General features: G+C 66.3%; 28 protein-coding genes, 1 pseudogene and 1 other annotated feature. Of the genes and pseudogenes, 16 read left to right on the top strand and 13 right to left on the bottom strand.

Annotated elements, in window-relative coordinates:
* Positions 1 to 47 precede the first annotated feature (47 nt).
* Entirely contained in the window at positions 48 to 1,220 is a 1,173-nt protein-coding gene (locus B5E42_RS11485) for a stage II sporulation protein P (protein ID WP_087239767.1), read from the top strand.
* An 869-nt stretch (positions 1,221 to 2,089) separates the two neighbouring features.
* On the opposite strand, the gene B5E42_RS11480 is transcribed toward B5E42_RS11485, so the two are convergent.
* Positions 2,090 to 3,451, bottom strand: a complete 1,362-nt coding sequence (locus B5E42_RS11480) for an MATE family efflux transporter (RefSeq protein WP_087239765.1) — start codon at positions 3,449 to 3,451, stop codon at positions 2,090 to 2,092.
* A gap of 198 nt (positions 3,452 to 3,649) precedes the next feature.
* Positions 3,650 to 4,162, bottom strand: coding sequence for a hypothetical protein (locus B5E42_RS11475; RefSeq protein ID WP_087239763.1), 513 nt, complete (start codon positions 4,160 to 4,162; stop codon positions 3,650 to 3,652).
* Positions 4,163 to 4,278: 116 nt separating this feature from the next.
* On the opposite strand from B5E42_RS11475, the gene B5E42_RS11470 reads away from it, so the two are divergent.
* The 3 genes from B5E42_RS11470 to spoIIID all read left to right on the top strand — a co-directional run bounded on the left by B5E42_RS11470 (position 4,279) and on the right by spoIIID (position 6,603).
* On the top strand, positions 4,279 to 4,590 hold the full coding sequence (locus tag B5E42_RS11470) for a helix-turn-helix transcriptional regulator (protein ID WP_242967113.1): 312 nt from the start codon (positions 4,279 to 4,281) through the stop codon (positions 4,588 to 4,590).
* 116 nt (positions 4,591 to 4,706) lie between these two features.
* Positions 4,707 to 5,816: a redox-regulated ATPase YchF gene (ychF, locus tag B5E42_RS11465; protein ID WP_087239761.1), complete on the top strand. Its 1,110-nt coding sequence runs from the start codon at positions 4,707 to 4,709 to the stop codon at positions 5,814 to 5,816.
* A 535-nt stretch (positions 5,817 to 6,351) separates the two neighbouring features.
* Positions 6,352 to 6,603, top strand: a complete 252-nt coding sequence (gene spoIIID, locus B5E42_RS11460) for a sporulation transcriptional regulator SpoIIID (RefSeq protein WP_087239759.1) — start codon at positions 6,352 to 6,354, stop codon at positions 6,601 to 6,603.
* A gap of 63 nt (positions 6,604 to 6,666) precedes the next feature.
* Here spoIIID and B5E42_RS11455 read toward each other — a convergent pair whose 3' ends face one another.
* On the bottom strand, positions 6,667 to 7,992 hold the full coding sequence (locus tag B5E42_RS11455; protein WP_087239757.1) for a trypsin-like peptidase domain-containing protein: 1,326 nt from the start codon (positions 7,990 to 7,992) through the stop codon (positions 6,667 to 6,669).
* A 197-nt stretch (positions 7,993 to 8,189) separates the two neighbouring features.
* Here B5E42_RS11455 and B5E42_RS11450 point away from each other — a divergent pair, with 197 nt between their 5' ends.
* Together B5E42_RS11450 and B5E42_RS11445 are read left to right on the top strand one after the other, a co-directional pair.
* Complete coding sequence (locus B5E42_RS11450; protein ID WP_087239755.1) at positions 8,190 to 8,624, top strand: MarR family winged helix-turn-helix transcriptional regulator; 435 nt, start codon at positions 8,190 to 8,192, stop codon at positions 8,622 to 8,624.
* Positions 8,624 to 9,916, top strand: coding sequence for an MATE family efflux transporter (locus B5E42_RS11445; RefSeq protein ID WP_087239753.1), 1,293 nt, complete (start codon positions 8,624 to 8,626; stop codon positions 9,914 to 9,916). Before B5E42_RS11450 ends, B5E42_RS11445 begins: the two co-directional genes overlap by 1 nt.
* A gap of 339 nt (positions 9,917 to 10,255) precedes the next feature.
* Here B5E42_RS11445 and gpr read toward each other — a convergent pair.
* Positions 10,256 to 11,142: pseudogene (gpr, locus tag B5E42_RS11440) on the bottom strand (GPR endopeptidase).
* Between the two features lie 208 nt (positions 11,143 to 11,350).
* Here gpr and rpsT point away from each other — a divergent pair.
* From rpsT to B5E42_RS11425, 3 genes are all read left to right on the top strand, one after another.
* The gene (gene rpsT, locus B5E42_RS11435) at positions 11,351 to 11,614 is read left to right on the top strand and encodes a 30S ribosomal protein S20 (protein WP_009260539.1); all 264 of its coding nucleotides are present in this window, start codon (positions 11,351 to 11,353) and stop codon (positions 11,612 to 11,614) included.
* Positions 11,615 to 11,725: 111 nt separating this feature from the next.
* Entirely contained in the window at positions 11,726 to 12,565 is an 840-nt protein-coding gene (locus B5E42_RS11430) for a YihY/virulence factor BrkB family protein (protein WP_087239751.1), read from the top strand.
* Between the two features lie 80 nt (positions 12,566 to 12,645).
* Positions 12,646 to 13,065, top strand: a complete 420-nt coding sequence (locus tag B5E42_RS11425; RefSeq protein WP_087239749.1) for a helix-turn-helix transcriptional regulator — start codon at positions 12,646 to 12,648, stop codon at positions 13,063 to 13,065.
* A gap of 836 nt (positions 13,066 to 13,901) precedes the next feature.
* Here B5E42_RS11425 and B5E42_RS11420 read toward each other — a convergent pair.
* Positions 13,902 to 14,162 carry a TIGR04076 family protein gene (locus B5E42_RS11420; protein WP_204244411.1) on the bottom strand — a complete coding sequence of 87 codons (261 nt, stop codon included), beginning with the start codon at positions 14,160 to 14,162 and terminating at the stop codon, positions 13,902 to 13,904.
* A gap of 116 nt (positions 14,163 to 14,278) precedes the next feature.
* Here B5E42_RS11420 and B5E42_RS11415 point away from each other — a divergent pair, with 116 nt between their 5' ends.
* Together B5E42_RS11415 and B5E42_RS11410 are read left to right on the top strand one after the other, a co-directional pair.
* Positions 14,279 to 14,767, top strand: coding sequence for a DUF2284 domain-containing protein (locus tag B5E42_RS11415; RefSeq protein ID WP_087239747.1), 489 nt, complete (start codon positions 14,279 to 14,281; stop codon positions 14,765 to 14,767).
* Positions 14,768 to 14,818: 51 nt separating this feature from the next.
* Positions 14,819 to 15,028: a binding site (T-box leader), on the top strand.
* Positions 15,029 to 15,164: 136 nt separating this feature from the next.
* Positions 15,165 to 16,598, top strand: a complete 1,434-nt coding sequence (locus B5E42_RS11410; protein WP_087239745.1) for a glycine--tRNA ligase — start codon at positions 15,165 to 15,167, stop codon at positions 16,596 to 16,598.
* A 69-nt stretch (positions 16,599 to 16,667) separates the two neighbouring features.
* Here B5E42_RS11410 and B5E42_RS11405 read toward each other — a convergent pair whose 3' ends face one another.
* From B5E42_RS11405 to rpmH, 8 genes are all read right to left on the bottom strand, one after another.
* Positions 16,668 to 16,877 (bottom strand): DUF896 domain-containing protein, encoded by a 210-nt coding sequence (locus B5E42_RS11405; RefSeq protein WP_087239743.1) that lies wholly within the window; start codon positions 16,875 to 16,877, stop codon positions 16,668 to 16,670.
* Positions 16,877 to 17,674, bottom strand: coding sequence for a YlmH/Sll1252 family protein (locus B5E42_RS11400; RefSeq protein ID WP_087239741.1), 798 nt, complete (start codon positions 17,672 to 17,674; stop codon positions 16,877 to 16,879). The genes B5E42_RS11405 and B5E42_RS11400 overlap by 1 nt, the downstream gene beginning before the upstream one ends.
* A gap of 171 nt (positions 17,675 to 17,845) precedes the next feature.
* Entirely contained in the window at positions 17,846 to 18,259 is a 414-nt protein-coding gene (gene jag, locus B5E42_RS19650) for an RNA-binding cell elongation regulator Jag/EloR (RefSeq protein WP_242967112.1), read from the bottom strand.
* A complete protein-coding gene (locus B5E42_RS19645; protein ID WP_242967111.1) occupies positions 18,232 to 18,546 on the bottom strand; it encodes a Jag N-terminal domain-containing protein in 315 nt (104 codons plus the stop codon). The genes jag and B5E42_RS19645 overlap by 28 nt, the downstream gene beginning before the upstream one ends.
* A gap of 34 nt (positions 18,547 to 18,580) precedes the next feature.
* Complete coding sequence (locus B5E42_RS11390; RefSeq protein ID WP_087239739.1) at positions 18,581 to 20,017, bottom strand: YidC/Oxa1 family membrane protein insertase; 1,437 nt, start codon at positions 20,015 to 20,017, stop codon at positions 18,581 to 18,583.
* A 38-nt stretch (positions 20,018 to 20,055) separates the two neighbouring features.
* The gene (gene yidD / locus B5E42_RS11385; RefSeq protein ID WP_087239737.1) at positions 20,056 to 20,274 is read right to left on the bottom strand and encodes a membrane protein insertion efficiency factor YidD; all 219 of its coding nucleotides are present in this window, start codon (positions 20,272 to 20,274) and stop codon (positions 20,056 to 20,058) included.
* A complete protein-coding gene (gene rnpA / locus B5E42_RS11380) occupies positions 20,275 to 20,622 on the bottom strand; it encodes a ribonuclease P protein component (RefSeq protein WP_087239735.1) in 348 nt (115 codons plus the stop codon).
* Between the two features lie 93 nt (positions 20,623 to 20,715).
* Positions 20,716 to 20,850 (bottom strand): 50S ribosomal protein L34, encoded by a 135-nt coding sequence (gene rpmH, locus B5E42_RS11375; RefSeq protein WP_006570963.1) that lies wholly within the window; start codon positions 20,848 to 20,850, stop codon positions 20,716 to 20,718.
* Positions 20,851 to 21,365: 515 nt separating this feature from the next.
* Between rpmH and dnaA the strand changes: the two genes are divergently transcribed.
* The 5 genes from dnaA to recF all read left to right on the top strand — a co-directional run bounded on the left by dnaA (position 21,366) and on the right by recF (position 25,840).
* A complete protein-coding gene (gene dnaA / locus B5E42_RS11370) occupies positions 21,366 to 22,688 on the top strand; it encodes a chromosomal replication initiator protein DnaA (protein ID WP_087239733.1) in 1,323 nt (440 codons plus the stop codon).
* Between the two features lie 246 nt (positions 22,689 to 22,934).
* On the top strand, positions 22,935 to 24,047 hold the full coding sequence (gene dnaN / locus B5E42_RS11365) for a DNA polymerase III subunit beta (RefSeq protein WP_087239731.1): 1,113 nt from the start codon (positions 22,935 to 22,937) through the stop codon (positions 24,045 to 24,047).
* 1 nt (position 24,048) lies between these two features.
* Positions 24,049 to 24,465, top strand: coding sequence for a thioesterase family protein (locus B5E42_RS11360; protein WP_087239729.1), 417 nt, complete (start codon positions 24,049 to 24,051; stop codon positions 24,463 to 24,465).
* A gap of 59 nt (positions 24,466 to 24,524) precedes the next feature.
* Positions 24,525 to 24,737 carry an RNA-binding S4 domain-containing protein gene (locus tag B5E42_RS11355; RefSeq protein WP_087239727.1) on the top strand — a complete coding sequence of 71 codons (213 nt, stop codon included), beginning with the start codon at positions 24,525 to 24,527 and terminating at the stop codon, positions 24,735 to 24,737.
* Positions 24,734 to 25,840: a DNA replication/repair protein RecF gene (recF, locus tag B5E42_RS11350; RefSeq protein WP_087239725.1), complete on the top strand. Its 1,107-nt coding sequence runs from the start codon at positions 24,734 to 24,736 to the stop codon at positions 25,838 to 25,840. Before B5E42_RS11355 ends, recF begins: the two co-directional genes overlap by 4 nt.
* Positions 25,841 to 26,169 lie beyond the last annotated feature (329 nt).

Here is a 26,169-nt window from a genome sequence, read left to right as displayed (position 1 = left end):
CCGGGGCATAGAGATCACCATCCCACTACAAAGGATGATGATGCCGTATGAAGCCGAAGATCCGATGGGGCCGCCTGCTGCGGCGGAGCGCCGCCCTGTTCCTTGCCACCCTGGCGGTGTGGGCCCTGCTGCTGGTGTCGGGCGGGGGCTCCGCCGCCGGGGCCCTGCGGGGCCTGGGGGAGAACCCGGGCTTCGTCTCCGCCGCCCTGGCCCTGGAGCTGGGACAGGCCCCCGGGGAGACCGGGCCCCTGGCGGGCCTGGACGGCTGGGGCCGCCTGGTGGTGCGGCAGTCACCGCTGCTGCTGGCGGGCGGGCAGGCCGCGGCGGAGTACGGGGCGGAGGCGGCGGACACCCCCGATCTCCCCGCCGGGCAGCCCGCCGAGGATCACGACGACGTGAACGAGCCGCCGCCGGAGACCACCGCCGCCCCGGGGGACATCGTGGCCCGCACCCTGGTGCCCACCAGCCCCCAGGGCTATGTGACGGCGGGGGGCATCTACCTCTATAACCGCACCGGGCTGGACGTGGATCTGGCGGCGGCGGCCGCCGCGCCGGTGAACATCACCCTGTCCGGCGACGGGCCCCAGATCCTGATCATCCACACCCACGGCAGCGAGGCCTACACCCCCGACGGGACGGACATCTACGAGCCCTCGGACAACAACACCCGCACCCTGGACGAGAACTACAACATGGTGCGGGTGGGGGACGAGATGGAGCGGGTGTTCACCGAGCTGGGCCTGAGCGTGGTGCACGACACCACCCTCTACGACTACCCCAGGTACAGCGGGGCCTACGACCGCTCCGCCGAGGCGGTGAAGAACTACCTGGCGCAGTACCCCACCATCAAAATCGTGCTGGACGTCCACCGGGACGCCCTGGTGGGGGAGGACGGCACCGTCTACAAGGCGGTCACCCGCATCGACGGGGTGGACACCGCCCAGGTCATGCTGGTGCTGGGCTCCAGCGAGGGGGGCGAGCACCCCAGCTGGATGGAGAACCTGGCCCTGGCCTGCAGGCTCCAGGAGAGCATGAACAACCTCTATCCCACCCTGGCCCGGCCCATGACCATGCGCTCCTCCCGGTACAACCAGCAGCTGTCCACCGGCTCGGTGCTGGTGGAGGTGGGCACCCACGGCAACACCCTCCAGGAGGCCCTCGCCGCCGCCCGGCTCTTCGCCCGCTCCGCCGGGCAGGTGCTCCTGGAACTGGAGGGGTAGGGCGGGGCCTGCCCGGCCGGCGGATAACTGCCCCACCCTGTTGGGGTGGATATCATCCCCCCGCCCCCGGAATCACCGGCCCGTGGCGCGCGACGACCCCGGCGCGCGTGCCAACTGCCGTGTCCGTAGGGGCGACCTGTGGTCGCCATAGATGGGGCCCCCGCCGAAGCCCAGCGAAGTACCCGCAAGGGGCACGCCGCATCCGTAAGGCGGCAAAGCCGCCAACGGCTGCGCAGCGGGTTCGGTGGGGAGAGTTCCCCGGCGAAGCGCCGCCAATGGCGGATAAAGCAAGCCGGGGAAAAGGAGCGGCGCGATTGGCGGGCCAGTCTGGCCCGGGAATCGCAATGCCGCGACGGGAGCAAGGGCACAGTGGAGGGAACGAGCTTTGCCGCTTGCGGCGAAGCGAGCGATCCGTAACTTGTGCCGACGATGGAGGCCCGGCCTCCGGCGGCACCGCTTTCTTTCCAAAGAAAGCGGTGGGAAAGAAGGGGCCGGGGGAAAGTCCCCCCGGCGCCCCCCAGTACGGGGGTTCACGGCGGCGGAAAGGTGTACAGACAGGGCAAGAACCGGGCGTGCATCCACGCCCGGTTCCTTTTTTGCTTTCGTAACAGGCGCTGCCGCGCCTCGGGCGGCCCGCGCCGGACACCCGGCAGGCCCTGACAGCCGCTACGCTGTACCAGGTGCGCCCAATGGGGCCCCCGCGGCGACCCAACGAAGTGGTCGTCGTGGGGAGAGGAGGCCCAGCGAAGGGAATGAGCTTTCGCGGTTACGCGGAAGCGAACGATCCGCAGCTTGGGCCGACGATGCCATCGGTGCCACGCCCCTGAAATACCATGGCGCTTGCGGCGGCTGCGTGCCGGGGGCGGCCCTTACGGCGCGGGCTGGGGCTCCCTGAGCCAGCGGCCGAAGAAGTAGTAGATCAGCAGGGCCACGGAGGTGACCGTCCAGGTGATGGGGTAGCTGGCCATGACCACCGTCAGGGTGTGGTGGACGGGCACCACCAGGAAGAGCCAGGCCAGGCGCAGGCCGCACACGCCGAACACGTCGATGAGCATGGGCCCCACCGACTTGCCCGCCCCCCGGACGGCGCCGGCGATGAGTTCAATGAGGATGTAGGTGATGTAGCAGGGGGCCAGGAAGCGCACCATGTCCACGCCGATGTCCAGCACGGCGGCGTCGGGGGTGAAGATGGTGAGGATGGGCCGGGCCAGGAAGAAGAACACGGCGCTGATGCCGATGGTGAAGACGCTGAGCATCCCCACCGACACCCACAGGCCCTTTTTCACCCGCTGGTACTGCCCGGCGCCGTAGTTCTGCCCGGCGAAGGTGGTGATGGACTGGGACATGGCGGTGACGGTCATCCAGAAGATCACGTCCATCTTGCCGTAGGCCGTCCAGGCGGCCACGGTGTCGGTGCCGAAGGAGTTGATGGCGGCCTGGATGACGATGTTGGAGGCGCTGTACATCACCGACTGGAGGGCGGTGGGCACGCCGATGTGGAGGATGCCCCTCATGGGCTCCGGGTGGATGTGCAGCTGCCGGGGGAAGAGCTGATAGGGGGTCATCTCGGAGCGGAGCAGGGCCACCACCACCAGCACGGCGGACAGCAGCTGGGAGCAGATGGTGGCGATGGCCACGCCGGCCACGTCCAGGTGGAACACCAGCACCAGCAGCAGATCCAGCACGATGTTGCACCCGGAGGCGGCGATGAGGAAGTACAGGGGCCGGCGGAAGTCGCCGATGGCCCGGAGCACGCCGGTGCCCATGTTGTACACCACGTTGGGCACCATGCCCAGGAAGTAGACCCGCAGGTAGAGCACCGCGCCGGGCATGGCCTCCTGGGTGGTGCCCATGGCCCGCAGGGCCCAGGGGGTGAGGATAAAGCCCGCCGCCATGAAGAACGCGCCCACAATCACGCCCAGCAGCATGGTGGTGTGGACGCTCTTGTGCACGTCCTCCCACTTCCGGGCGCCGAACTGCTGGGCGATGATCACCACCGCGCCGGCGGACAGACCGGTGAAGATGCCCACGGTCAGGTTGACGATCACGCCGGTGGAGCCCACGGCGGCCAGGGCCACCTTGCCCACGAAGCGGCCCACCACCAGGGTATCCACCGTGTTGTAAAGCTGCTGGAAAAAGGTGCCGAACCACAGGGGGAAGAAGAAGCCGATCAGCTGCTTCCAGATCACGCCCTGGGTGATGTCGCCGGTGGGCTGGCGCAGCAGTCCCATGGAAACCCCTCCTTGAAAATCTCAATTCCGCCTCCGCGGGCGGAGCGAATACGATTCTACACGCTTCCCACCGGAAAAGCAAGGGGGGCGGCAGGAAAGTTTGCGTCCCGGCGGGACGCGCCGCCGACGGGACGGAAAAGGCCGCCCCTGCCTGTGGGCAGGGGCGGCCTTTTCCGGGCGCACCGGCACGGTGCCGGCTTACATCTCCAGCATGCCGAGGCCCTCGGTGATCAGGGTCGCGGCGTCGGTGAGGCTGGTGCTGTAGTCGGTGATGGCCGCGGCATACGCCCCCTGATCCATCTCGCCGTCCAGCACACCGATGGCGCTGTCGCACAGCCCCTCCAGGGAGTCGGCAAAGAGGGTGCAGCCCTCGGCGATCTTGCCGTGGCCCTCCGCCCACTCCTCCGGGGGATTGGGGATGGCGGCGAAGTCCCGGAAGGGCTGGGCCATGGAGCGCAGGGTGTCCACGCCGGTACGGGCGGACTCCTCGTCCGTGATGGACAGGCTGCCCATGGCGGTCATGGCGTCAGCGATGTCGGCGCTCAGATTCTCCACCTCGGTCTGGTAGTCCTCCTTGCTCATGGCCGCGGGCGCTGTGGTCTGGGCCGGCTCTGCGGCGTCGGGGCCGGCGGCCTGCTGCCCGCCGCCGCAGGCCGCCAGGGTGAGGAGCATGCAGGCCAGGGCGGCCAGGGTGAGAATACGCTGCTTCATGTCAGAACCATCCTTTCCATCTTCGAAATACCGGCTCCATTATGGCACTTCCGCCGCCGTTTGTCAATAAATCAATACATTGTATGACAATTTATTGTCACAAGAAGTCCTGTAAGATGGACAAAAGGGGTGATGGCATGATCGGCGATACCATTCGGATCCTGCGGGAGCGGGCCGGCTATTCCCAGTCTGAGCTGGCCAGGCGGCTCTCCGTCACGCGGTCTTCCGTAAACGCCTGGGAGAGCGGGCTGTCCGCCCCCACCGCCGTGTATATCATTGAGCTGGCCAGGCTGTTCCACGTCTCCACCGACTTCATCCTGGGGCTGGAATCCGCCGGGCACCTCAGCCTGTCCGGCCTGACGGAGCGGGAGATCCGCATCCTCTATGAGCTGCTGGACTATTTCCACCAGTCCAAAGCCGGGGAATGACCGCGCCGGCGGACAACTTTTCTATTGAGAAAACGGTGCCCGCGTGTTACAATGCTTTTACTGTATGGGCCCCGGCCCTGTTGGAATTGTGATCATTAAGGAGATGCAGGATAGAGATGAAATTAGGCATCGTGGGCCTGCCCAACGTGGGCAAGAGCACCCTGTTCAACGCCATTACCAACGCCGGCGCGGAGAGCGCCAACTACCCCTTCTGCACCATTGACCCCAACGTGGGGGTGGTGGCGGTGCCCGACCACCGCCTGGACGCCCTCAGCGAGATGTACCACCCCAAGAAGACCACCCCGGCGGTGGTGGAGTTCGTGGACATCGCCGGCCTGGTGAAGGGGGCCAGCCAGGGCCAGGGCCTGGGCAACAAGTTCCTGGCCAACATCCGGGAGTGCGCCGCCATTGTCCACGTGGTGCGCTGCTTTGACGACGAGAACATCATGCACGTGGTGGCCGACACCAGCACCAACGTGCCGGTGGATCCGGTGGGGGACATCGGGGTCATCGACATCGAGCTGATCATGGCCGACGTGGAGATGGTGGAGCGCCGCATCGACAAGGCCCAGAAGGCCGCCAAGGGGGACAAGAAGTTCCTCCACGAGGTGGAGGTGTTCTCCGCCCTGAAGGACTGGCTCAACGACGGCAACTCCGCCCGCTCCTTCCAGTGCGACGAGGACGACGCCGCCCTCATCGCCACCTCGGAGCTCTTGAGCCTCAAGCCCATCATCTACGCCGCCAACCTGGACGAGGACGGCTTCGCCGCCTACGCCGACAACGCCTACTATCAGCAGGTGGCCGATCTGGCCGCCCGGGAGGGGGCCCAGGTGATCCCCGTGTGCGCCAAGCTGGAGGCGGAGATCGCCGAGCTGGAGCCGGAGGAGAAGAAGATGTTCCTGGACGACCTGGGCATCGCCGAGTCCGGCCTGGATCGGCTCATCAAGGCCAGCTACGCCCTGCTGGGCCTGATCTCCTTCCTCACCTCCGGCGAGGACGAGTGCCGCGCCTGGACGATCACCAACGGCACCAAGGCCCCCCAGGCCGCCGGCAAGATCCACACCGACTTTGAGCGGGGCTTCATTCGGGCCGAGGTGGTCAGCTTCGACGACCTCATGGCCTGCGGCTCCATGGCCGCCGCCAAGGAGAAGGGGTTAGTCCGCTCCGAGGGCAAGGAGTATGTCATGAAGGACGGCGACATCGTGCTGTTCCGGTTCAACGTGTAAGCCCCAATCGCCGTCCTTCATGTGGAACCCGCCGAAGGCGGGACGCGCTCTGCGCGTACAAGCGTTTTGGCCCCGGCCAAAATCTTGGGCCAGGGCGGATTCACTCCGCCCTGGCTGAGTTGAAATCTGGGGCCCCCGCGGAACGCAGTTGAGTGGGGCTGGACGGCGACATTGTCCTGTTCCGGTTCAACGTGTAAGCCCCAATCGCCGTCCTTCATGTGGAACCCGCCGAAGGCGGGACGCGCTCTGCGCGTACAAGCGTTTTGGCCCCGGCCAAAATCTTGGGCCAGGGCGGATTCACTCCGCCCTGGCTGAGTTGAAATCTGGGGCCCCCGCGGAACGCAGTTCCGTGGGGCTGGACGGCGACATTGTCCTGTTCCGATTTAATGTGTAAGACCTGATCGCCGTTCCTGAACCATATCCGCGCAAAAAAGCTGCGGCGGGGGCCGATGCCCCCCGCCGCAGCTTTTTCATAACCACCCCGGCCGGCGCATATACATCCCCCGAGAGAACAAATTCGGGGGAGTGTTGCTGTGTGAAAGGGAACATCGAGGAGCGCGCCTGCCAGCTGGCGCTCTACATCATAGAGAACAAGGCGACGGTGCGCGGCGCGGCCCAGAGGTTCGGCATCAGCAAGTCCACGGTGCACAAGGATTTGAGCGAGCGGCTGCCCGCCTTCAACAAGCCCCTCTACCTCCAGGTCAAGCAGGTGCTGGATGAGAACAAGGCCGAGCGGCACATCCGGGGGGGCATCGCCACCCGGCGGAAGTACCGCGGCGGGGAATAGCAGGCAAAAAAACGGCGGCGCACGGAAATCCGTGCGCCGCCGCTGTTTTGTCCTGGGATTTTGTTACCAGCCGAAGGGCCACTGGAAGTAGCCGCCCTGCTGCTGTTGCTGCTGGGACTGCTGCTGCTGGCTGGCGCTGTACTCCTGCTGGAGCTCATCCATGGCCGCGTTGCGGTCTGTGTTCTCCTCGTCCAGGGTCACGTCCACCGTGGTGGTCTCCCCGCTGCGGTAGATGGACAGGGTGACGGTGTCGCCGGCGGAGAACTCCGACACGGCGCTCTGCAGATCGCTGCTGCCCGAGACCTCGGTGCCGTTGACGGCGGTGATGATGTCGCCCACCTGGAGGCCGCCGTTGTCCGCGCCGGAGCCGTCCAGGATGGCCAGCACCTCGGCGCCGGCGGGCACGCCGTACTGCTGGGCGGCCTGGGGCACGTCGTCCAGCAGGATGCCCATGCTGGGCTTGCCGGTGACGTAGCCGTTCTCGATGATGGAGGTGATCATATCCCGCACGTCGTTGATGGGGATGGCGAAGCCCAGGCCCTCCACGCTGGCCTCGGAGCTGGAGCTGCTGGACAGCTTGGCGGAGACGATGCCGATGACCTGGCCGTACTCATTGAACAGGGGGCCGCCGGAGTTGCCGTTGTTGATGGCGGTGTCGGTCTGCAGCATGTTCATGACGGTGCCGTCGCTCATGGTGACGGAGCGGTCTTTGGCGGAGACGTAGCCGCCGGTGAAGGTGAAGGTCAGCTCGCCCAGGGGGTTGCCGATGGCGTAGACGTTCTCGCCCACGTTGAGGGCGTCGGAGTCGCCCAGGGTGACGGTCTGGAGGTTGCCCACCTCGATGCGGAGCACCGCGATGTCGTTGTCCTCCTCGCCGCCCACCAGGGTGGCGTCATAGCTGTCGCCGTTGGCGAAGAACACCTTGATGTCCTGCACGTTTTTGATCACGTGGTAGTTGGTGACGATGTAGCTGGAGGTGGCGTTGGAGCTGATGACGAAGCCGGAGCCGGACACGGCATTGCGCACCGTGTAGCCCCACGCGTTGGTGGTCACGTCGCCGTTGACGCCCACCGCGGCCCCCAGGTTGGCGGCGTAGATCTCCTCCGGGGTGAGGACGGTGTGGCCGTCCACGCTGGCAAGGTTGACGGCGGTGGTGGGGGCGCTGCCCTGATAGATGGTGGTGGAGCCGCCGGCGAAGTGGTTGTAGGCCAGCACGCCGCCGCCGCCGGCCAGGCCGCCGATGAGGGCGCAGCACAGGCCCAGGGCCACAAACCGGGCCGCTCCCTTCCGCTTCTTCTGCTTGGGGGGCTCGGCCTCATAGACGTGGAACTGCTCGGTCTCGATCGGTTCCCGATCCTCCGGGATCCGGTTATAATCACTGTTATACATATTTGCTCTCTCCTTTTCACGGACTCACGCTGTTCCCTTGGAACGATACCTAGGATAAACAAAAATTATGTATAAAGCATGAAGAAAGATGACATCTTTTTTGAATTTCGCACTCCTTGACTTTCCCGCCCCCTCCCGCTATAATAGTCCCCGTTCGGACTATTATAGTCCACAGACAGACCAATGGAGGAATTTGCATGGACGACGCCGTCTTTCTGGAAAAGCTCCGCCGCTACTACGCCCTGTGGCGGGAGGACAACGAGATCTATGGGGAGTGGGCCCAGGCCCGGGGGTTCTCCTACTTTGAGCTGATGGTGCTCTCCTCCCTGGCGGAGGGGGGGCGCACCCAGCGGGACATCTGTGACCAGTGGAGCATGTCCAAGCAGACGGTGCACTCCATCCTGCGGCAGTTTCAGGCCCGGGGATGGGTAACCCTGGAGACCCGGCCGGAAGACCGCCGGAGCAAGACCGTCCGCCTGACGGCGGCGGGGGAGGCGGCCGCGCTCCCCCTGCACCGGGAGATCATAGACCATGAGCGGCGGGTGTGGGAGGCCCTGGGGGAGGACACGGTGGACACCCTCATGACCATCCAGGCCCGCTACATCCGCACATTCCGGGAGGTGCAGGCGTGATGCGGACGGACTACCGGCGGGACTTTTTCCGCAGCGTGGCCCCCTCCATGCTGGCCTTCGCCCTGTCCGGGGTGTACGCCATCGTGGACGGCTTCTTTGTGGGCAACGCCCTGGGGGACAACGCCCTGGCGGCGGTGAACCTGGCCTTCCCCCTCACCGCCTTTCTCCAGGCCGCGGGCACCGGCCTGGGCATGGCGGGGGCCATCCGCTACGCCGTGTGCACCGGCGGGGAGGATCTCCCCGGCCGACGGCGGGCCCTGGGCACGGGGTTGACCCTGCTGGGGGCGGCGGGGGTGCTGCTCACCGCCCTCTACCTGCTCTTCGGCGTGGGGGTGCTCCGCCTCTTCGGCGCCCGGGGGGAGGTGCTGGAGCTGGCCCGGGAGTACCTGACCTGGGTGACCCTGGGGGCGGTGTTCCAGGTGCTGGGCACCGGGCTGGTGCCCTTCCTGCGCAACATGGGGTGCTCCGTGGCGGCCATGGCCGCCATGATGGCGGGCTTTGCCTCCAACATCGTGCTGGACTGGCTCTTCGTGTGGGTGATCCCCTGGGGCATGGCGGGGGCCGCCGCGGCAACCGTGCTGGGCCAGGGGGTCACCTTCCTGGTGTGCGCGGCGGTGATGCTCCGCCGGGGGGAGAAGCCCACCCTGGGGGACGCCGCCCTGTTCCGGCGCATCCTGTGGGCCGCCCTGTCCCCCTTCGGCCTCACCTTTTCCCCCAACCTGACCCTGATCTTTGTCAACAAGAGCGCCGTCCTGGCCGGCGGCGACTCCGCCGTGGCCTGCTACGCCGCCATCAGCTATCTCACCTGCGTGGTGCTCCTCCTCATCCAGGGGGTCACCGACGGCAGCCAGCCCCTGCTCTCCCTGGCCCACGGCCGGGGGGATGAGAGGGGGGTGCTGACCCTGCGGGGCATGACCCTGGCCGGGGCCCTGCTCACCGCCGGGGTGTGCGCCGGGGCGCTCTTTCTCCTGCGGGGCGGGGCCGCCGCCCTCTTCGGCGCCTCCCCGGAGGTGACCGCCCAGGCCGCCCTGGCCCTGCCCGTGTTCCTGCCCGGCCTGCTGTGCGCCGCCCTGTCCCGCACCGCCACCTCCTACTGCTATGCCACCCAGCGGGATCGCCTGGCCTGCCTGCTCATCTACGGGGAGCCCGCTGCCCTGCTGGCGCTGCTGCTCCTCCTGCCCCGGGCGCTGGGGCTGACGGGGGTATGGGCCGCCGTGCCCCTGTCCCAGCTGTGCACCGCCCTGGCCGGGGCCGTTCTCCTCTTCCGCACCCGCGGGGCACAGCATCCTTAACGGGCAAGCCCGCAGGGGCGGATATCATCCGCCCGAAGCCTTCCCCCCAGTGGGGGGAAGGTGCCCCAGTGCGCGCACTGGGGCGGATGAGGGGTTCCCGGATGCCCGTCCAGCCACCGCTATCCGTGGGGCGCGACGACTCGGCGCGCCGTCCGTAGGGGCGACCTGTGGTCGCCCGTCTGGCGGGGTGCCCCCGCGCTGGCCGGGCCGCCGTCGGTGCCATGCCTCTGAACTATCATGGAGGTCGCGGCGGCTGGCAAATGGCGCGCCGGGGTCGTCGCGCCCCACGCATGGGCGACCTGTCCCTCCGGCCCGGCAGGGCACGGCGATTCCCCGCCGCTAGCTCAGAAACAGCTCCACGTCCTGGATGGTGAGGCCGGGGTGGAGGGCCAGGTTGATGCCGTAGCCGATGACCTTTGCCAGGTCGTGAACCTGGGTGTCGATGTCCCTGGGGGTGACGATCAGCCCCCCGCCGGCCTCTCCCAGGGCGTGGGGCTCCAGCTCCTCCCGGCCGGCCTGGGCCAGCACGTCCCGGGTGAGGGTGGCGGCGTCCACCACGGTGGGCACGCCGATGGCGATGACGGGCACGCCCAGGGTTTGGGCGTTGAGGGCCTCCCGGGCGTTGCCCACGCCGGAGCCGGGTGTGATGCCGGTGTCGGCCACCTGGACGGTGCGGCACACCCGGCGGACGCTGCGGGCGGCCAGGGCGGCCACGCAGAGCACGCAGGCCGGACGGATGCGCTCGCCACAGCCCGCACCAGCTGGCCGCTCTCCACCCCGGTGGTGCCCAGCACCCCGGCGGCCAGGGCGGCCACCGGCCGGAAGGCGCCAGTGCTCGGCACCTGCTCCACCAGGTGGCGGGTGACCATGGTGGTCGGCGGCCTTGGGGCCGATGTTGTCCGGGGTGATGGCCGGTTGCCCAGGCCCACCACCAGGGCGGGGGCCCGGGGATCCGGGGAGGAGGGGGCCAGCTCGGCGGCCAGGCCCGGGCCGCCCGGCCGAAGGCGTCGCTCTCCCGGTGGGCCAGGCCGTCCAGCTCCAGGGTGATATAGGTGCCCGCCGGCTTGCCCAGGGCCTGTTCCCCCCGCCCGTCCAGGATGCGCACCGTGGTCACCGGGTAGCCCTCCCGCAGCCCCTCCGCGCTCTCCACCCCCGGCAGCTGAGCCGCCTCCCCGGCGCTCTCCCGCCAGAGCTGGGCCGCCTCCAGGGCCAGATCCGTTCTCCATGTCAGCATAGTCGTCCCCTCCGCACCGCAAGATGTGGTATTTTGCACATTTGATACCCCTATTTTTTGCGAAGGAGGCCGGGCTATACAAAAAAAGAGAAAAAAGTTCAAAAAAACAGTTGCAATTTGGGCCGATGGCTGTTAAAATAAGAATCTGCACGGGCAAACTGTGTAAGAATATGATTTCGTCATCGGAGGAGGTGTTTGGTTTGCCGAATATTAAGTCTGCCAAGAAGCGTGTCCTGGTGAACAAGACCAAGGCCGCGCAGAACAAGGCCGCTAAGTCCGCGCTGAAGACCGACATCAAGAAGTTCGAGGCCGCGGTGGTCGAAGGCAACCGCAGCGAGGCCGAGGGCGCTTACAAGGTGGCCGTCAAGGCGGTCGACAAGGCTGTGGTCAAGGGTCTGCTGCACAAGAACAACGCCGCGCACAAGAAGAGCGCCATGACCATCAAGCTGAACAAGCTGGCCTAACGCGTGAACCCATGAAAAAGCCGTCTGCCGGGCAGACGGCTTTTTTGCTTTTTCCGGAGGCATGGGGCCGGGGAAAAGCGGGTATGCTGGTAGGAGAGGGGAGGGGAGGCCGTGAAAAAGCTGCTGGACTGGGCGCCGGTGCGCTTCGGCCTGGAGGTGGCCCGGCTCTACTTCGGCCGGCACGTGTCCCGCTCCGCGGCGGCGTTGGCCTACTTCCTGCTGCTGTCCTTCTTCCCCCTGCTCATCTGCGTCAACGCCTTCATCGGCCTGCTCCGCCTGGACGTGGGGGCGGTGCTGGACGCCGCCGCCGCCATCCTCCCCCGGGAGACCCTGGGCATCCTGGCCGACTACATGGGCTACATCACCACCAACCAGTCCCCCGCCCTGCTGCTGGCCGGGGCGGGCATGACCCTGTTCTCCGCCTCGGCGGCCTTCCGCACCCTCATGCGGGTGATGGAGGAGCTGTACGGCCGGGGCGGCTACCGGGGGGTGAAGCGCATCGCGGCCAGCGTGGCCTTCTCGGTGCTCTTCCTGCTCACCGTCTACCTGGCGGTGGCGGTGCTCTTCACCGGGGAGTGGCTCTTCTCCTGGCTGGCCGGGCGGCTGGAGCTGCCGGAGGAGGCCATGCCCTGGGAGTGGCAGTGGTTCCGCTTCCTGCTGCTGTTCCTGCTGGTGCTTCTCTTCGTGCTGCTGACCTACCGCATGGCCGCCCCCAGAGGGGAGCCCCGGCCCCCCGTCCTCTCCGGCGCCTTCCTGGCCGCCGGGGCCCTGGTGGCCGCCACCGCCCTGTTCTCCTGGTTCATCGGCCTGTCCGCCCGGTACTCCCTGGTGTACGGCTCCCTGGCCTCGGTGATCATCCTGCTGGTGTGGCTCTACCTTTGCGGCAACATCCTCATCCTGGGGGATGTGTTCAACTGCGTCTGGTACCGCCGCCGGCTGGATCAGACGTGAAATCCCGCCCATGTCCGCCCCCGTTGCTTGCCGCAACGGGGGTTTTTGGGGTATGCTGGGGCGGAAAGGAGATGATATCCATGTTCGCTGACAATCTCAAGACCTTACGCCGGGCCAGGGGCCTGAGCCAGGAGGAGCTGGCCGGCCGCCTCCACGTCACCCGGCAGACCATCTCCAAGTGGGAGAACGCCCTGTCGGTGCCCGACGCGGAGCTGCTCCTCCGCCTGGCCGAGGAGCTGGAGGTGCCGGTGAGCCGTCTGCTGGGCGGCCCGGTGGAGGAGGAGCCCGCCCCCGACCAGGTGGCCGCCCACCTGGCCGAGCTCAACCGCCTGCTGGCCGAGCGCAACCGGCGGAGCCGGAGAATCTGGCGGGTGGTGGCCGGGGTGCTCATCGGCCTGGCGGCGGCCACCGTCCTGCTGATACTGCTCAACGCCGCCGCCTTCCGCTCCATCACCACGGACACGGAGCAGACCGCCATCCCCATTGAGGTTCAGCCGTAAAACCGGCGTTTCCCACGGGCGGATATCCTCCGCCCGAAGCCTTCCCCCCTGTGGGGGGAAGGTGGCATTTGCGGAGCAAATGACGGATGAGGGGTTCCCAAATGCCCGCCCGGCCACCGCTATCCGTGGGGCGCGACGACTCGGCGCGCCGCTCGATTACCGGGGGCTCCCCCCGGGGGACGCGCCTACGCGGCGGGCGCCCCCATTTCTTCCCGAAGAAATGGGGAGAAAGAAGGGCCGGGGGGCTTCGCCTATTTTGAGGTGGCTTCGCATTGATTTTCATCGAAGGCGCCCCCGGCGCCTTCGACCCCAGCCCCCAATACGGGGGCTCATGGCGGCGGTGCGCTGTCTTTGGCCCGCAAAGACCGGCCGAGCATCGCCGCAAGTTTTCCTGGTAGTTTTGTCACAGGCGCTGCCGCGCCTTGGGCGGCACGCATCGGGGTTACCCTGCAAGCCCTGAAAGTAGTTGCGCTGTACCAACTTGGCCCGCCGGGCCGCCGTCGGTGCCATGCCTCCGAAATACCGGGGCGGTCGCGGCGGCATCCGAGCGGCGGAGGCGTTACGAAGTAAGCCTTCGCCGCCGGTAAGCTACCTGTAGAACAGCTCCGGGGGGTACATCCAATAGGGGGGAGCCGCAGCTCCCCCCTGATTGGTCGTTTCAAGGGGTGGGTGCAGGGAGGGGGAAATCGAAATCCCCCTCCCTGCTGGTTTTCCCCCCGCTTTTGCCATCAAAAGCGGGGCGCCGGCCGCGTAGGCCCCGGCCGGGCAGGCCACCGTCGGGAGGCTGGGCCTCCACAAGGCGGGCGCACAATGCGCGTCCATACGGATGGCGCGCCCTACTTTTCCACCTCGATTTTGAACACGTTGATGGTGTCCACATCGGGGCAGCAGAAGGTGGCGGTACCCTCCGGCTGGCCGGGGATGGCGCCGCCGTAGCGGAGGATATCCACATAGGGGAAGGCCACGTGCATGGCCATGGGGCACAGCTGGCCCCGCTGGGTGTCGAAATCATAGCTGTCCCCCACCTTGTGGCCCCGGTGGCAGCCGCACCTGCCCAGCCGGTCGATGAGGGTAATGCGGACAGCGGGTCGTTTCATCACAATCGCCTCCTGGCTGTTTTTCCACATTATATCATATTTCTGTGGATGCTGTCTCCCCCCTTGACGGTTTTTCCCGCCGGGAGTACACTGTGGGGGAGAGGAGGGACGGCGATATGGAGGCCTGTCTGGAGTATCTGCGGGAAAACGGGGCCGACCCGGCCATCGTCATCGACCCACATACGGTAATCACCGCGCCGTGGCCCAGGCTGCGGTGCCAGTTCGGGTGCGAGAGCTACGGGCACAACCACTGCTGCCCGCCGGAGGCGCCGGACTACACCCGCACCCGGGCGGTGCTGGACAGCTATTCCACCGCCATCCTGTTCCGCATCCACCATTACGGCGCCAGCCGCATGGCCTGGGAGTGCGCCCGGCGGCTCTTCCTGGCGGGGTATTACAAGGCCCTCGCCTTCGGCAGCGGGCCGTGCAAGCTGTGCCCCTCCTGCGACCCGGCGGGGTGCCGCTTTCCCGGGAAGGCCATCCCCTCCATGGAGGGGTGCGGCATCGACGTGTTCGCCACCGCCCGCGCCCACGGCCTGGAGATCCACACCCTGCGGGAGATGGGGGAGGAGCACAGCCACTTCGGCCTGATTCTGGTGGAATAGGGGCCGAAATGCCTTGACGGCGGGCTTTTTGCGTGATACAATATCGGCCAGCGACAGGCAGTGACCGGGAGGAGTACGCGCAGACCTGGCCCTGAGAGAGAAGCCGGACGGTGAAAGGCTTCCGAGGGTCTGGCGGAAGGCGCCCGCGAGCCGCGGGGAGGCAATGCCCCGCCGGTTCCCGCCGTTATGGGATTTGAGCGCGGGGTTTTCATCCATAACCCCGAATTCAGGTGGCACCACGGAGCTTGCTTCGCCCTGAGCCTTACGGCTCGGGGCGTTTTTTTGCTGCCGCGGATATTTCCCCGCCGGGCCGGCCAAGGGGCCGGCCCCTGCGGCAAAAGGATTCATTCTCAATTATCCATTATCCATTCTCAATTCAAAAAAAGGAGTACAACCGATGAAGAACACCGAAAAGACCATGGAGCAGATTGTGGCCCTGTGCAAGGGCCGGGGCTTTGTGTATCCGGGCAGCGAGATCTACGGCGGCCTGGCCAACTCCTGGGACTACGGCCCCCTGGGCGTGGAGCTGAAGAACAACGTGAAGCGGGCCTGGTGGAAGAAGTTCGTGCAGGAGAACCCCTACAACGTGGGTCTGGACGCGGCCATCCTGATGAACCCCGAGGTGTGGGTGGCCTCCGGCCATGTGTCCACCTTCAACGACCCGCTCATCGACTGCAAGGCGTGCAAGATGCGCCACCGGGCCGACAAGCTCATCGAGGGCTGGTGCGCCGAGAACAACCGCACCGACGTGAACGTGGAGGCCATGACCAACGACGAGCTGGTGGCCTTCATCCGGGACAACGGCGTGACCTGCCCCGGCTGCGGCAAGAGCGACTTCACCGACATCCGCAAGTTCAACCTGATGTTCAAGACCCACCAGGGCGTCACCGAGGACAGCAGCACCGAGGTCTACCTGCGGCCCGAGACCGCCCAGGGCATCTTCGTCAACTTCCCCGCCATCCAGCGCACCACCCGCAAAAAGCTGCCCTTCGGCGTGTGCCAGGTGGGCAAGTCCTTCCGCAACGAGATCACCCCCGGCAACTTCATCTTCCGCATCCGGGAGTTTGAGCAGATGGAGCTGGAGTTCTTCTGCCAGCCCGGCACCGATCTGGAGTGGTTCCAGTACTGGCGGGAGTTCTGCCGCAAGTGGCTCACCGATCTGGGCCTGAAGGAGGAGAACCTGCGCCTGCGCGACCACGAGAAGGAGGAGCTGGCCTTCTACTCCAAGGCCACCACCGACTTCGAGTTCATGTTCCCCTTCGGCTGGGGCGAGCTGTGGGGCGTGGCCGACCGCACCGACTACGACCTGAAGCAGCACCAGGAGCACTCCGGCAAGGATCTCACCTACTTTGACCAGGAGAAGAACGAGCACTATATCCCCTACGTCATCGAGCCCTCCCTGGGCGCCGACCGGGTCACCCTGGCCTTCCTGGTGGACGCCTACGACGAGGAGGTGGTGGGCCAGGACAAGAAGGGCAACGACGACGTGCGCACCGTGCTGCGCCTCCACCCCGCCCTGGCCCCCTTCAAGTGCGCCGTGCTCCCCCTGAGCAAGAAGGAGGTTCTCTCCGGCCCCGCCCAGCAGCTGCGGGACGAGCTGGCGAAGGACTTCATGGTGGACTACGACGACGCCGGCTCCATCGGCAAGCGCTACCGCCGCCAGGACGAGATCGGCACCCCCTTCTGCATCACCCTGGACTTCCAGACCGTGGGCGACGACACCACCCCCGCCGACGGCTGCGTCACCGTCCGGGAGCGGGATTCCATGGAGCAGGTGCGCATTCCCATGGATCAGGTCAAAAATTATATTGCTGAGCGCGTCAAGTTCTGATATCCGCGGCGGCCTGACCGCCGCCTGCAAAACAGCGCCGCCCTCTGGAATGAGGACGGCGCTGTTGGTTTAGTCGGGCCTTTTGCCCAGCTTGTGCTTGGTGCCGTCGGGCTCCACGATGTAGGTGTTCTCCAGCTGGGCGATGAGGTTGTCCCGGTAGGCGGCGATGTACTCCTGCCGGAGCAGATCCCGCTCCACCATCTCCGCCGGGGTCAGGCCCTCCTCGCTCTTGGCCTTCCTGGCCAGCTCGTTGATGCGGTCGATCTTTGCCTGTTCCATTACACATATCGCTCCAATTCTATCATGATGCGCCCCTTTTTGGAGGGGCCGCCCACGGTCTTGACGGCGCACTTGCCCAGGCCGCGGCAGCTGAGCACGTCCCCCTCCACCACGGGGCGGTCGGGCTTGGTGCACTCCCGGTGGTTGAGCTGGAATTTCCCCGAGGAGATCAGCTCCGCCGCCCTCCCCCGGGACAGGGAGAAGCCGGAGGCGGCCACCGCGTCCAGCCGCAGGGAGCTGACGGTGTCCCGGATGGCCTTCACCTTCACCTCCGGGGGCTCCAGCCTGTCCAGGGGCAGGGGGGCGGCCTTGAGTTTTGCACGGCCCGCCTGCTCCAGGTGGAGAAGCAAAAAGCCGGTGATCTCCTCCAGCGCCAGGATGTCGCACACGCCGTCCCCCACCAGCAGATCGCCCACCTTCTCCCGATCCAGGCCCAGGCCCAGGATGGCGCCCAGGAAGTCCCGGTGGCTCAGGCTGACCCCGCTCCAGGTGCAGCGGATGGCCCGCACGGGGCAGCTGTCCGGGTCGGCGGCCCAGTCCGCCCCCTCCAGCCAGTCGGGGAGGAAGGCGCACACCGTGCGCTCGGCCCCCTCATACCCGCCGTAGAACAGGTGGGCCGGATGGCCGGAGGCGCTCAGCAGGTTTTCCACACTCGCCCGCTCCTGTGGGGACAAAAAGCCGGTGCAGGCCGGGATATTGCGGGTGCGGGCCAGCTCCAGCCTGTCCAGCGTCCGGGCCAGCAGCAGCCGCTCGTCGCCGTCCCGGGACAGCTTGTTCAGCAGTTCAGTCTTGTTCACGGTGGGCCTCCTCTTCACGGTCAGTGGGTGCAGGGCGCGGCCGCCATATATGGCGGCCCTACAAAACAGATTCGGATTGTGCGTAGGGCCGGCATACATGCCGGCCGCCGTCCCCAAAATTCCGCCTGCTGTGGAAAAAGGGCGCCCGGCCGGGCGCCCTTTTCATACTGCTTATCGGTGCTCCCCGCGGCTGTAGGCCACCACCGTGCGGCGGTTGGGCTCGGTGCCGATGGAGTAGGTGGTCACGTCCGGGGTCTCCTGGAGGGCGGTGTGGATCACGTGCCGCTCATAGGCGTTCATGGGCTCCAGGGTCACGTTGCGGCGGTACTTCACCGCCTTGGCGGCGGTCTTTTTTGCCAGGCGCACCAGGGACTCCTCCCGCTTGGCGCGGTAGCCCTCGGCGTCCACGTGGATGCGCACCCGCCTGGACTGGCCGTGGTTGACCGCGTAGCCGGTGAGCTGCTGGATGGCGTCCAGGGTCTCGCCCCGGCGGCCGATCAGGCTGCCCAGCTCCTGGCCCACCAGCTCCACCTGGTAGGTGCCGTTCTCGTCCACCCTCACCACCGGGCGGGCGTCGGCGCCCATGTGCTCCAGCAGGCCGGTGAGGAAGGCGTCGATCTTGGCGGCCTTCTCGTCGTCCGCGGCCGGGGCTCCTCCCGCACCGGCTCCGGCGCGGGGGCCTCCTCCGGCTCGTCGGGGGCCTCATAGGTCACCTTTACCTTGGCCGGGCAGCTGCCGATGCCCAGGAAGCCGGACTTGGCCCGCTCCAGCACCTCCACCGACACGTCGTCCCTGTCCAGGCCCAGCTTCTGGAGGGCGGCCTCAATGGCGGCGTCCTCCGTCTTGCCGGTGCTCTCGATCCATTTCAGCATAAATGGCATCTCTCCTTATGAAAGCGGCCAGCCGTCACTTGCCGGACTCGCCGTCGGTTTTGGTGTCGCCGCCGCCCTCCGCCGGCGCGCTCTCCTCCGCCTGGGGGGCGGGGGCCTCGCCGGGCTGGGCGTCGGGCTGGCTGTCCGTCTCGGGGGCGGGGATCTCGCCGGTGAGGATGGTCTCCTCAACGGCCTCGTCGGTGTGGAGCTCCCGCAGCTCCTCCTCCACCTCGCGGGCCTCCCGCTTCAGCTCCCGGGAGTCGGCCCGGGGCGGGAAGATGGGCGCCTCGCCGGGGTAGGGGGTGGGGCCGTCCTCGCTGTAGCGGTAGGGGTCGTAGGCCCGGCCGCGGGCATACTGGCGCATGCCCACCCGGCTGTTCTCCTTGACAGAGCCGGGGATCTTGTCGTCGTCCTCGTCCTTCTTCTTCTCGGCCTTTTTCTTCTTGCCCTTGCTGAGCTTGGCCTCCTCGATGCGGCGGGCGCGCTCCTCGGCCTTGCGGCGGCGCTCCTCCTTCTCCTCTTCCTTCTCCAGGCGCTCGCGCTCGGCCTGGGCGGCGGCGGCCTTCTCATAGTCCTTCTTCAGCAGCCGGCCGCAGATGAACTCCTGCAGCATGGACAACAGGTTGTTGGCAATCCAGTACACGCACAGGGCGGCGGGCATGGTGAAGCCGATCCACAGGGAGATGAGGGGGGAGACGATCATCATGCTCTTCATGCTGGCGTTGTTGGCCGCCTGCTGGGCCTGCTTGTTGACGGCGTTGGTCTTCATGGAGATGAGGGAGAAGATCACGCTGGAGCCGGCGGAGATGACGGGCAGGAGGAACAGGCCGAAGCCCCCCTCCATCGTCCAGAACTGGAGCTTGGGGATCTGGGACAGGTCGATGAGGCCCAGGAAATCAAAGTTGATGGAGAAGATGTTCTGCCCGGCCGCGCCGGCGGCGGTGGCGGCGGACTGCACGGCGGACAGGTTGTCCGGCGTGATCAGGGAGGACAGGTACAGCTGGTTGTAGGCGGTGTTGGCAAAGGTGTCCGCCGCCTCGCGGATCCAGCCGTTGTCCACGGCCACACTGCCCCAGTTGACGGTCTGGGCAATGGCGTTGAGGGCGTTGGCGTCGTTGATGCCCATCATGTAGTGGATGGGCTCCCGGATGATGGGGTAGAGCACCATCAGGATGATCAGGGGAATGAAAGACCACAGGCAGCCGCCCATGGGGTTGACCTTCTCCTTCTCGTAGAGCTTCTGCACCTCCAGGTTGTACCGCTCCCGGTTGTTGCCGTACTGCTTCTGCAGCTTCTGCATCTGTCCGGAGAGCATGTTCATCTGGATCATGCTGCGCTTGCCCTTGAGGGAGAGGGGGAACAGCACCACCTTGACCACCACGGCGAAGAGGATCAGGGCCAGGCCGTAGCTGTTGAACCAGCTGTTAAACCACTCCAGCAGCCAGACAAAAGGGGATAGGATAATATCCATTTGCGCGCCTCCAAGTTACTTTACTACTTCTTGGTTCCTCACGGAACCGGGTCGTACTCGATGGATTTCTGCCGGTGAAACGGGTGGCATTTCAGCAGGCGGCGCAGGGCCAGAAGCCCCCCCCTCCACGCGCCGTATTTCTCCACCGCCTCCAGGGCGTAGGCCGAGCAGGTGGGGATAAAGCGGCAGCAGGGGGGACGGGCCGGGGAGATGTATTTGCGGTAGCCCCGGATGAGGGCCAGAAGCAGGCGCTTCACTTACGCTCCCTCTTTTCGCAGCAGGCCCAGCCTGTCCGCCAGGGAGAGCAGGCTGCGCTCGATCTCCCGGTAGCGGCTGTGCCCCGCCTTCACCCGGGCCACCACCACCAGGTCGTAGCCGGGGAGGAACTGGTGCTCGTGGAGGCGGTAGGCCTCCCTGATGCGGCGGCGGGTGCGGTTGCGCACCACCGCCTTGCCCAGCTTCACCCCCACGGTGAGGCCCAGACGGCTGTAGCCCAGGTTGTTCCTGCGGCAGTACAGGGCCAGGCACGGGTTCACCGCGCTCTTGCCCCTGCCGTACAGGCGGCGGAACACGTGATTGAGTTTCAGCGAAACCGTGTGCTCCACGTCTCCCGCCCCCTTTTTCTGCGTATGCTCCGCAGGGGCGGTGGGAAAAGCTCCCCCGCCCCTCTGAAATGCCCTATTCCGTTTCTCTGACCATCAGTGGGTCAGACGGGCGCGGCCCTTCGCGCGGCGGCGAGCCAGAACCTTGCGGCCGTTGGCGGTGCGCATCCGCTTGCGGAACCCGTGCTCCTTGGAGCGCTGGCGCTTCTTGGGCTGATAGGTACGAACCATTTCGGTACACCTCCTGTCCTGTAATCCGGCGGCAGAGCCGCCCACCACAACAGCCTTGCGGCTGCGGTCGTCAAAGAAAACTGCTTTACACCATGGATGCCCATACGATGCAGATGATATTATAGCCTATTCCAAAATGCCCTGTCAACTCCCTTTTTGCAATCTTTTTTCCCGTTTGGGCCGGCCTTCCCCGGGGAATACCAGATCTTGTGGACAGGTCAGGCAGGCCCGCCCCGCGCGGGGGCCCCGCCAGACGGGCGACCACAGGCCGCCCCTACGGACGGCGCGCCGAGTCGTCGCGCCCCACGGATAGCGGTGGCTGGGCGGGCATCCGGGAACCCCTCATCCACCCCGGTGTGCGCACTGGGGAAGACGGGCGGCGCGTCAGGGATGCCGCGCCCCACAATATCCCCAGCCAAAAAGAGTTTCTTTTTTATAATAGTATCTGTTGCGCGGAGGCGGAATTTTTGGTATAATAAAGTGCTGTGATATTTTTCAAAAGAGGTGGTCTTTTCGTGAATTTCCCGGCCGACATCTGGGCCAAGGTGCTCTCTCTGATGGAGACGGAGGGGGACATGACCGCCACCACCATCAACACCTGGTTTGACGACGCCGTGCCGGTGGCTCTGGAGGCCAACCGGTTTATTCTCCACACCCCCACCAACTTCAAGCGGGACATCATCGTGTCCCGCTACCTGCCCGCCATCCAGAAGGCGCTGCACGAGCTGTTCTCCGCCGACTTCGAGGTGGTAGTGCTGGGGGAGGGGGAGCTGGAGGACTTCGGCGAGAAGAAGACCGACGAGCTGTTCCTCCCCGGCACGGAGGAGTACACCTTTGAGCGGTTCGTGGTGGGCTCGTCCAACAAGTTCGCCCACGCGGCGGCCCTGGCGGTGGCGGAGCATCCGGCCCAGACCTACAACCCCCTGTTCATCTACGGCGAGTCCGGCCTGGGCAAGACCCACCTGCTCTACGCCATCGCCCACAAGATCCACCAGAACCATCCGGAGTACCGCATCGTCTACATCAAGGGCGACTCCTTCACCAACGAGCTCATCCAGGCCATCCGGGAGGGGCGCAATCCGGAGTTCCGGGAGAAGTACCGCTCCGCCGACGTGTTCCTGATGGACGACGTGCAGTTCATCGCCGGCCGTGAGTCCACCCAGGAGGAGATGTTCCACACCTTCAACACCCTGTACGAGGCGGGCCGGCAGATCGTCTTCACCGCCGACCGCCCCCCCAAGGAGATGCTGCGGCTGGACGACCGGCTGCGCACCCGGTTTGAGTGGGGCCTGCCCGTGGACATCCAGCCCCCGGACTACGAGACCCGGGTCGCCATCATCAAGAACAAGGCCATCCGCCGGGGCATGAACCTGCCCGACCCGGTGCTCCAGTATATCGCGGAGAACATCACCTCCAACGTGCGGCAGATCGAGGGCACCGTCAACAAGATCCTGGCCTTCCAGGAGCTGATGGGGGAGAGCGTGGACGTGGACACCGTCACCCGGGCGGTGCGGGACATGTTCAAGGACAAGGCCGACTTCCTCCCCTCACCGGAGATCATCATCGACGAGGTGGGCAAGTTCTACGGCATCGACCCCGACGCCATCCGAGGGCAGGGCCGCACCAAGGACACCGCCCTGGCCCGGCAGATCGCCATGTACCAGATCCGGCGCATGACCAACCTGTCCCTGAAGGAGATCGGCAAGGAGTTCGAGGGCCGCGACCACACCACCGTCATGCACTCCATCGACCGCATCGAGAAGCTGACCAAGCAGTCCCCCGAGGTGGCCGAGGTCATCAAGGACATCAACGCCAACATCAACGCCCGGTATGAATAGCCGCTGTCCACATTTCCACGGCTTTTTGTGGGAATGTGGACAACCCTGTGTGGACAAACAGGCCGCCACCCTCCCCCGTGTGGAAAGCGGCGGGCCGCCTCCACATACCCTGTGGACGGGCAAAGCCCTGCCGCCCAGCATATTCCGGGCTTTTTCCACAAAAAATTTCCCTACGGTCTACTATTACGATCTGATCCCCCTCCTCTCCCGGGAGATCGCCATCCTACGAACGGAGGTCACCCTTCCATGAAATTCTCCTGTGAAAAGGCCCTGCTGCAGGCCGCCATCTCCACCACCTCCAGGGCCGTGTCTCCAAAGAGCTCCATTCCCGCCCTGGAGGGCATCCTGCTGGAGGCGGGCAATGAGCTGCGCCTCACCGGCTACAACCTGGAGACCGGCATCCGCACCGTGGTGCCCGCCGACATCCAGGAAGAGGGCACCCTGGTGCTGGGCGCCCGCCTGTTCGGCGACATCATCCGCAAGCTGCCCGACGACATCGTCACCTTCCGCGCCGACCACTATATGGTCAATATCACCTGCGGCATGAGCGAGTTCAACATCCTGGGCACCGACCCGGAGGAGTTCCCCGAGCTGCCCACCGTGGAATACCAGAATACCATCACCCTGTCCCAGGCCAAGCTGCGCGCCATGATCGGCCAGACCCTGTTCGCCGTCAGCGACAACGAGAGCCGCCCCATCCACACCGGCTCCCTGTTTGAGGCGGACGACAAGGGGCTCACCATCGTGTCGGTGGACGGCTACCGCCTGGCCCTGCGGCACGAGGCCATCGACAAAAAGGAGGGGGCGGAGTCCTTCTCCTTCGTGGTGCCCGGCGCCGCCCTGTCCGAGGTGGAGAAGATCTGCTCCGACGTGGATGAGCCCGCCCAGATCATCCAGGGCGCCCGCCACGTGATGTTCAAGGTGGGCTCCACCATGCTGGTGTCCCGCCGGCTGGAGGGGGAGTTTTTGGCCTACCGCCAGGCCATCCCCCGCAACAACACCATCCACGTGGTGGGGGACACCCGGGCCCTGCTCTCCTCCATCGACCGGGTGAGCCTGATCATCAGCGACAAGCTGAAGAGCCCCCTGCGCTGCACCTTTGACCACAACCTGCTGAAGATCTCCACCAAGACCGCCATCGGCGACGCCTACGACGAGTGCCCCCTGGAGGGGGACGGCGGCGGGCTGGAGATCGGCTTCAACAACAAGTACCTGATGGACGCCCTCAAGGCCGCCCCGGCGGACAAGGTGCGGCTGGAGCTGACCACCGGCGTGTCCCCCTGCGTGATCCTGCCCACCGAGGGGGAGGAGAACTTCCTCTACATGGTGCTGCCCGTGCGGCTGAAGGCAGGGGAGTGAGATGGAGCTGAAGCCCTACCTCCGCCGGCCCCACTTCTATGAGACCGACGGCATGAACATCGTCTGGCACGGCAACTATATCGCCTGGATGGAGGAGGCCCGCACCGACTTCATGGATCAGATCGGCTTCCCCTATTCCAGGGCCGTGGACGCGGGCATCGACTTCGCCCTCACCGACGTGTCCTGCAGGTACCGCTCCATGACCCGCTTCGGGGAGGAGGTGGCTGTCACCCTGACCATCAACCACCTGTCCCCCGCCAAGCTGGAGCTGGGCTACCGCATGGTGGAGACCACCACCGGGGAGCTGAAGGCGGAGGGCACCTCCGGCCACTTCTTCTACGACCGGAGCAAGGGCCGCCCCGTGGCCCTGAAGCGGGCCCTGCCAGAGGTGTACGGAATTCTTCAGTCCCTGCTGTAGCAAGCCAAATTGTCCATGATCCATTTTCAATTATCAATTTTTTCAAAAAGGTTGTCGTTATGGAGACGCGAGAGGTTCACATTCACACGGATTTCATCAAATTGGAGGGGCTCCTGAAATTTGAGGGCCTCACCTCCACCGGCGGGGAGGCCAAGGAGCGCATCCAGGCCGGGGAGGTGGCCGTCAACGGGGAGGTCTGCACCCAGCGGGGGCGCAAGCTCCGGCCTGGCGACCGGGTGTCGCTGGACGGGGTGGAGCTCACGCTGGTATGATCGTCCGCGCCCTCACCCTGGACTTTTTCCGCAACTACCTCCATCTGGAGGCCCGGTTTGCCCCGGGGGTCAACGTGATCTGCGGGGAGAACGCCCAGGGCAAGACCAATCTGCTGGAGGCCATCGCCTACCTGTCCACCGCCTCCTCCCACCGGGCCCGGTACGACAAGGAGCTCATCCAGTTCGGGGTGGAGCACGCCTTTGTGAAGGGGGAGGTGTCCGCCCGGGGGCGGGACTTCACCCTGGAGGCCCGGCTGGGCCGGGGGGTGCGGCGGCAGCTCTTCTCCAACGGGGTGCGGCTCAAGTCCGCCGGGGAGCTGTCCGGGGTGCTCAACACCGTGCTCTTCTGCCCGGAGGATCTGTACCTCATCCGGGAGGGGGCGGCCACCCGCCGGCGGTTCCTGGACACCTGCATCTGCCAGCTGCGGCCCAAGTACGCCGAGGCCCTGGCGGAGTACCGGCGGCTCTATGAGCACAAGACCCGCATACTCCGGGACTGGGAGGAGCACCCCTCCCTGCTGGACACCCTGGACGAGTTCAACCTGCGCATGGCCCAGACCGGCGCCCTGATCATCCACTACCGGGCCCACTTCGTCAAGCGCCTGCGGGAGGTGACGCCCCCCATCCACCGGGACTTCTCCGGCGGGCGGGAGCGGCTGGATCTCCGGTATGAGACGGTGTCCACCGTCACCGATCCGGAGGGGAGCCCCAGGCAGATCCTCGGCCAGCTGCTCTCCCACCAGGAGAGCCACCGCAAGGCCGAGCTGGAGGCCCGGCAGTGCCTGTCCGGCCCCCACAAGGACGATCTCACCGTGGAGCTGGACGGGGTGAGCGCCAAGGCCTTCGCCTCCCAGGGCCAGACCCGCACCGCCGCCTTGTCTCTCAAGCTGGCCTCCCGGGAGATCTTCTTCCACGAGACCGGGGAGTGGCCCGTCCTCCTGCTGGACGACGTGCTCTCCGAGCTGGATCAGCGGCGGCAGGAGTTCGTCCTCCGGCGCATCACCGGCGGGCAGGTGTTCATCACCTGCTGTGAGGACGTGGGGCTGAACCGCCTGGGGGAGGGGAAGACCTTCCGCATCCGGGACGGACAGCTGGTTTCCTAGGGCTTGTTTGAAACATGTCAACATGCCCAATCGGCGGGCCTTTTGCCCGATGAGATGAAGACAGCCTGTAGGGGCGGATAGCATCCGCCCGCCCAGGGCCGCCGAGATCGCCGGCCCGTGGCGCGCGACGACCTCGGCGCGCGTGTCAACCGCCATGCCGGCAGGGGCGGCCTGTGGCCGCCCGGATCTGCAGGGCGCGGCATCCCTGACGCGCCGCCCGATTACCGGGGCCCCCACTGAGCGGCCGCCATGTATGGCGGCCCTACGGATCGATTCGGGACAATTTCTGTATCCCGCCAGACGGCCGGCGCGCCGAGTCGTCGCGCCCC

The sequence above is a fragment of the Flavonifractor sp. An10 genome (assembly GCF_002161215.1).
Taxonomy (GTDB): domain Bacteria; phylum Bacillota; class Clostridia; order Oscillospirales; family Oscillospiraceae; genus Flavonifractor; species Flavonifractor avistercoris.
This window is presented reverse-complemented; position numbering and strand designations above follow the sequence as displayed.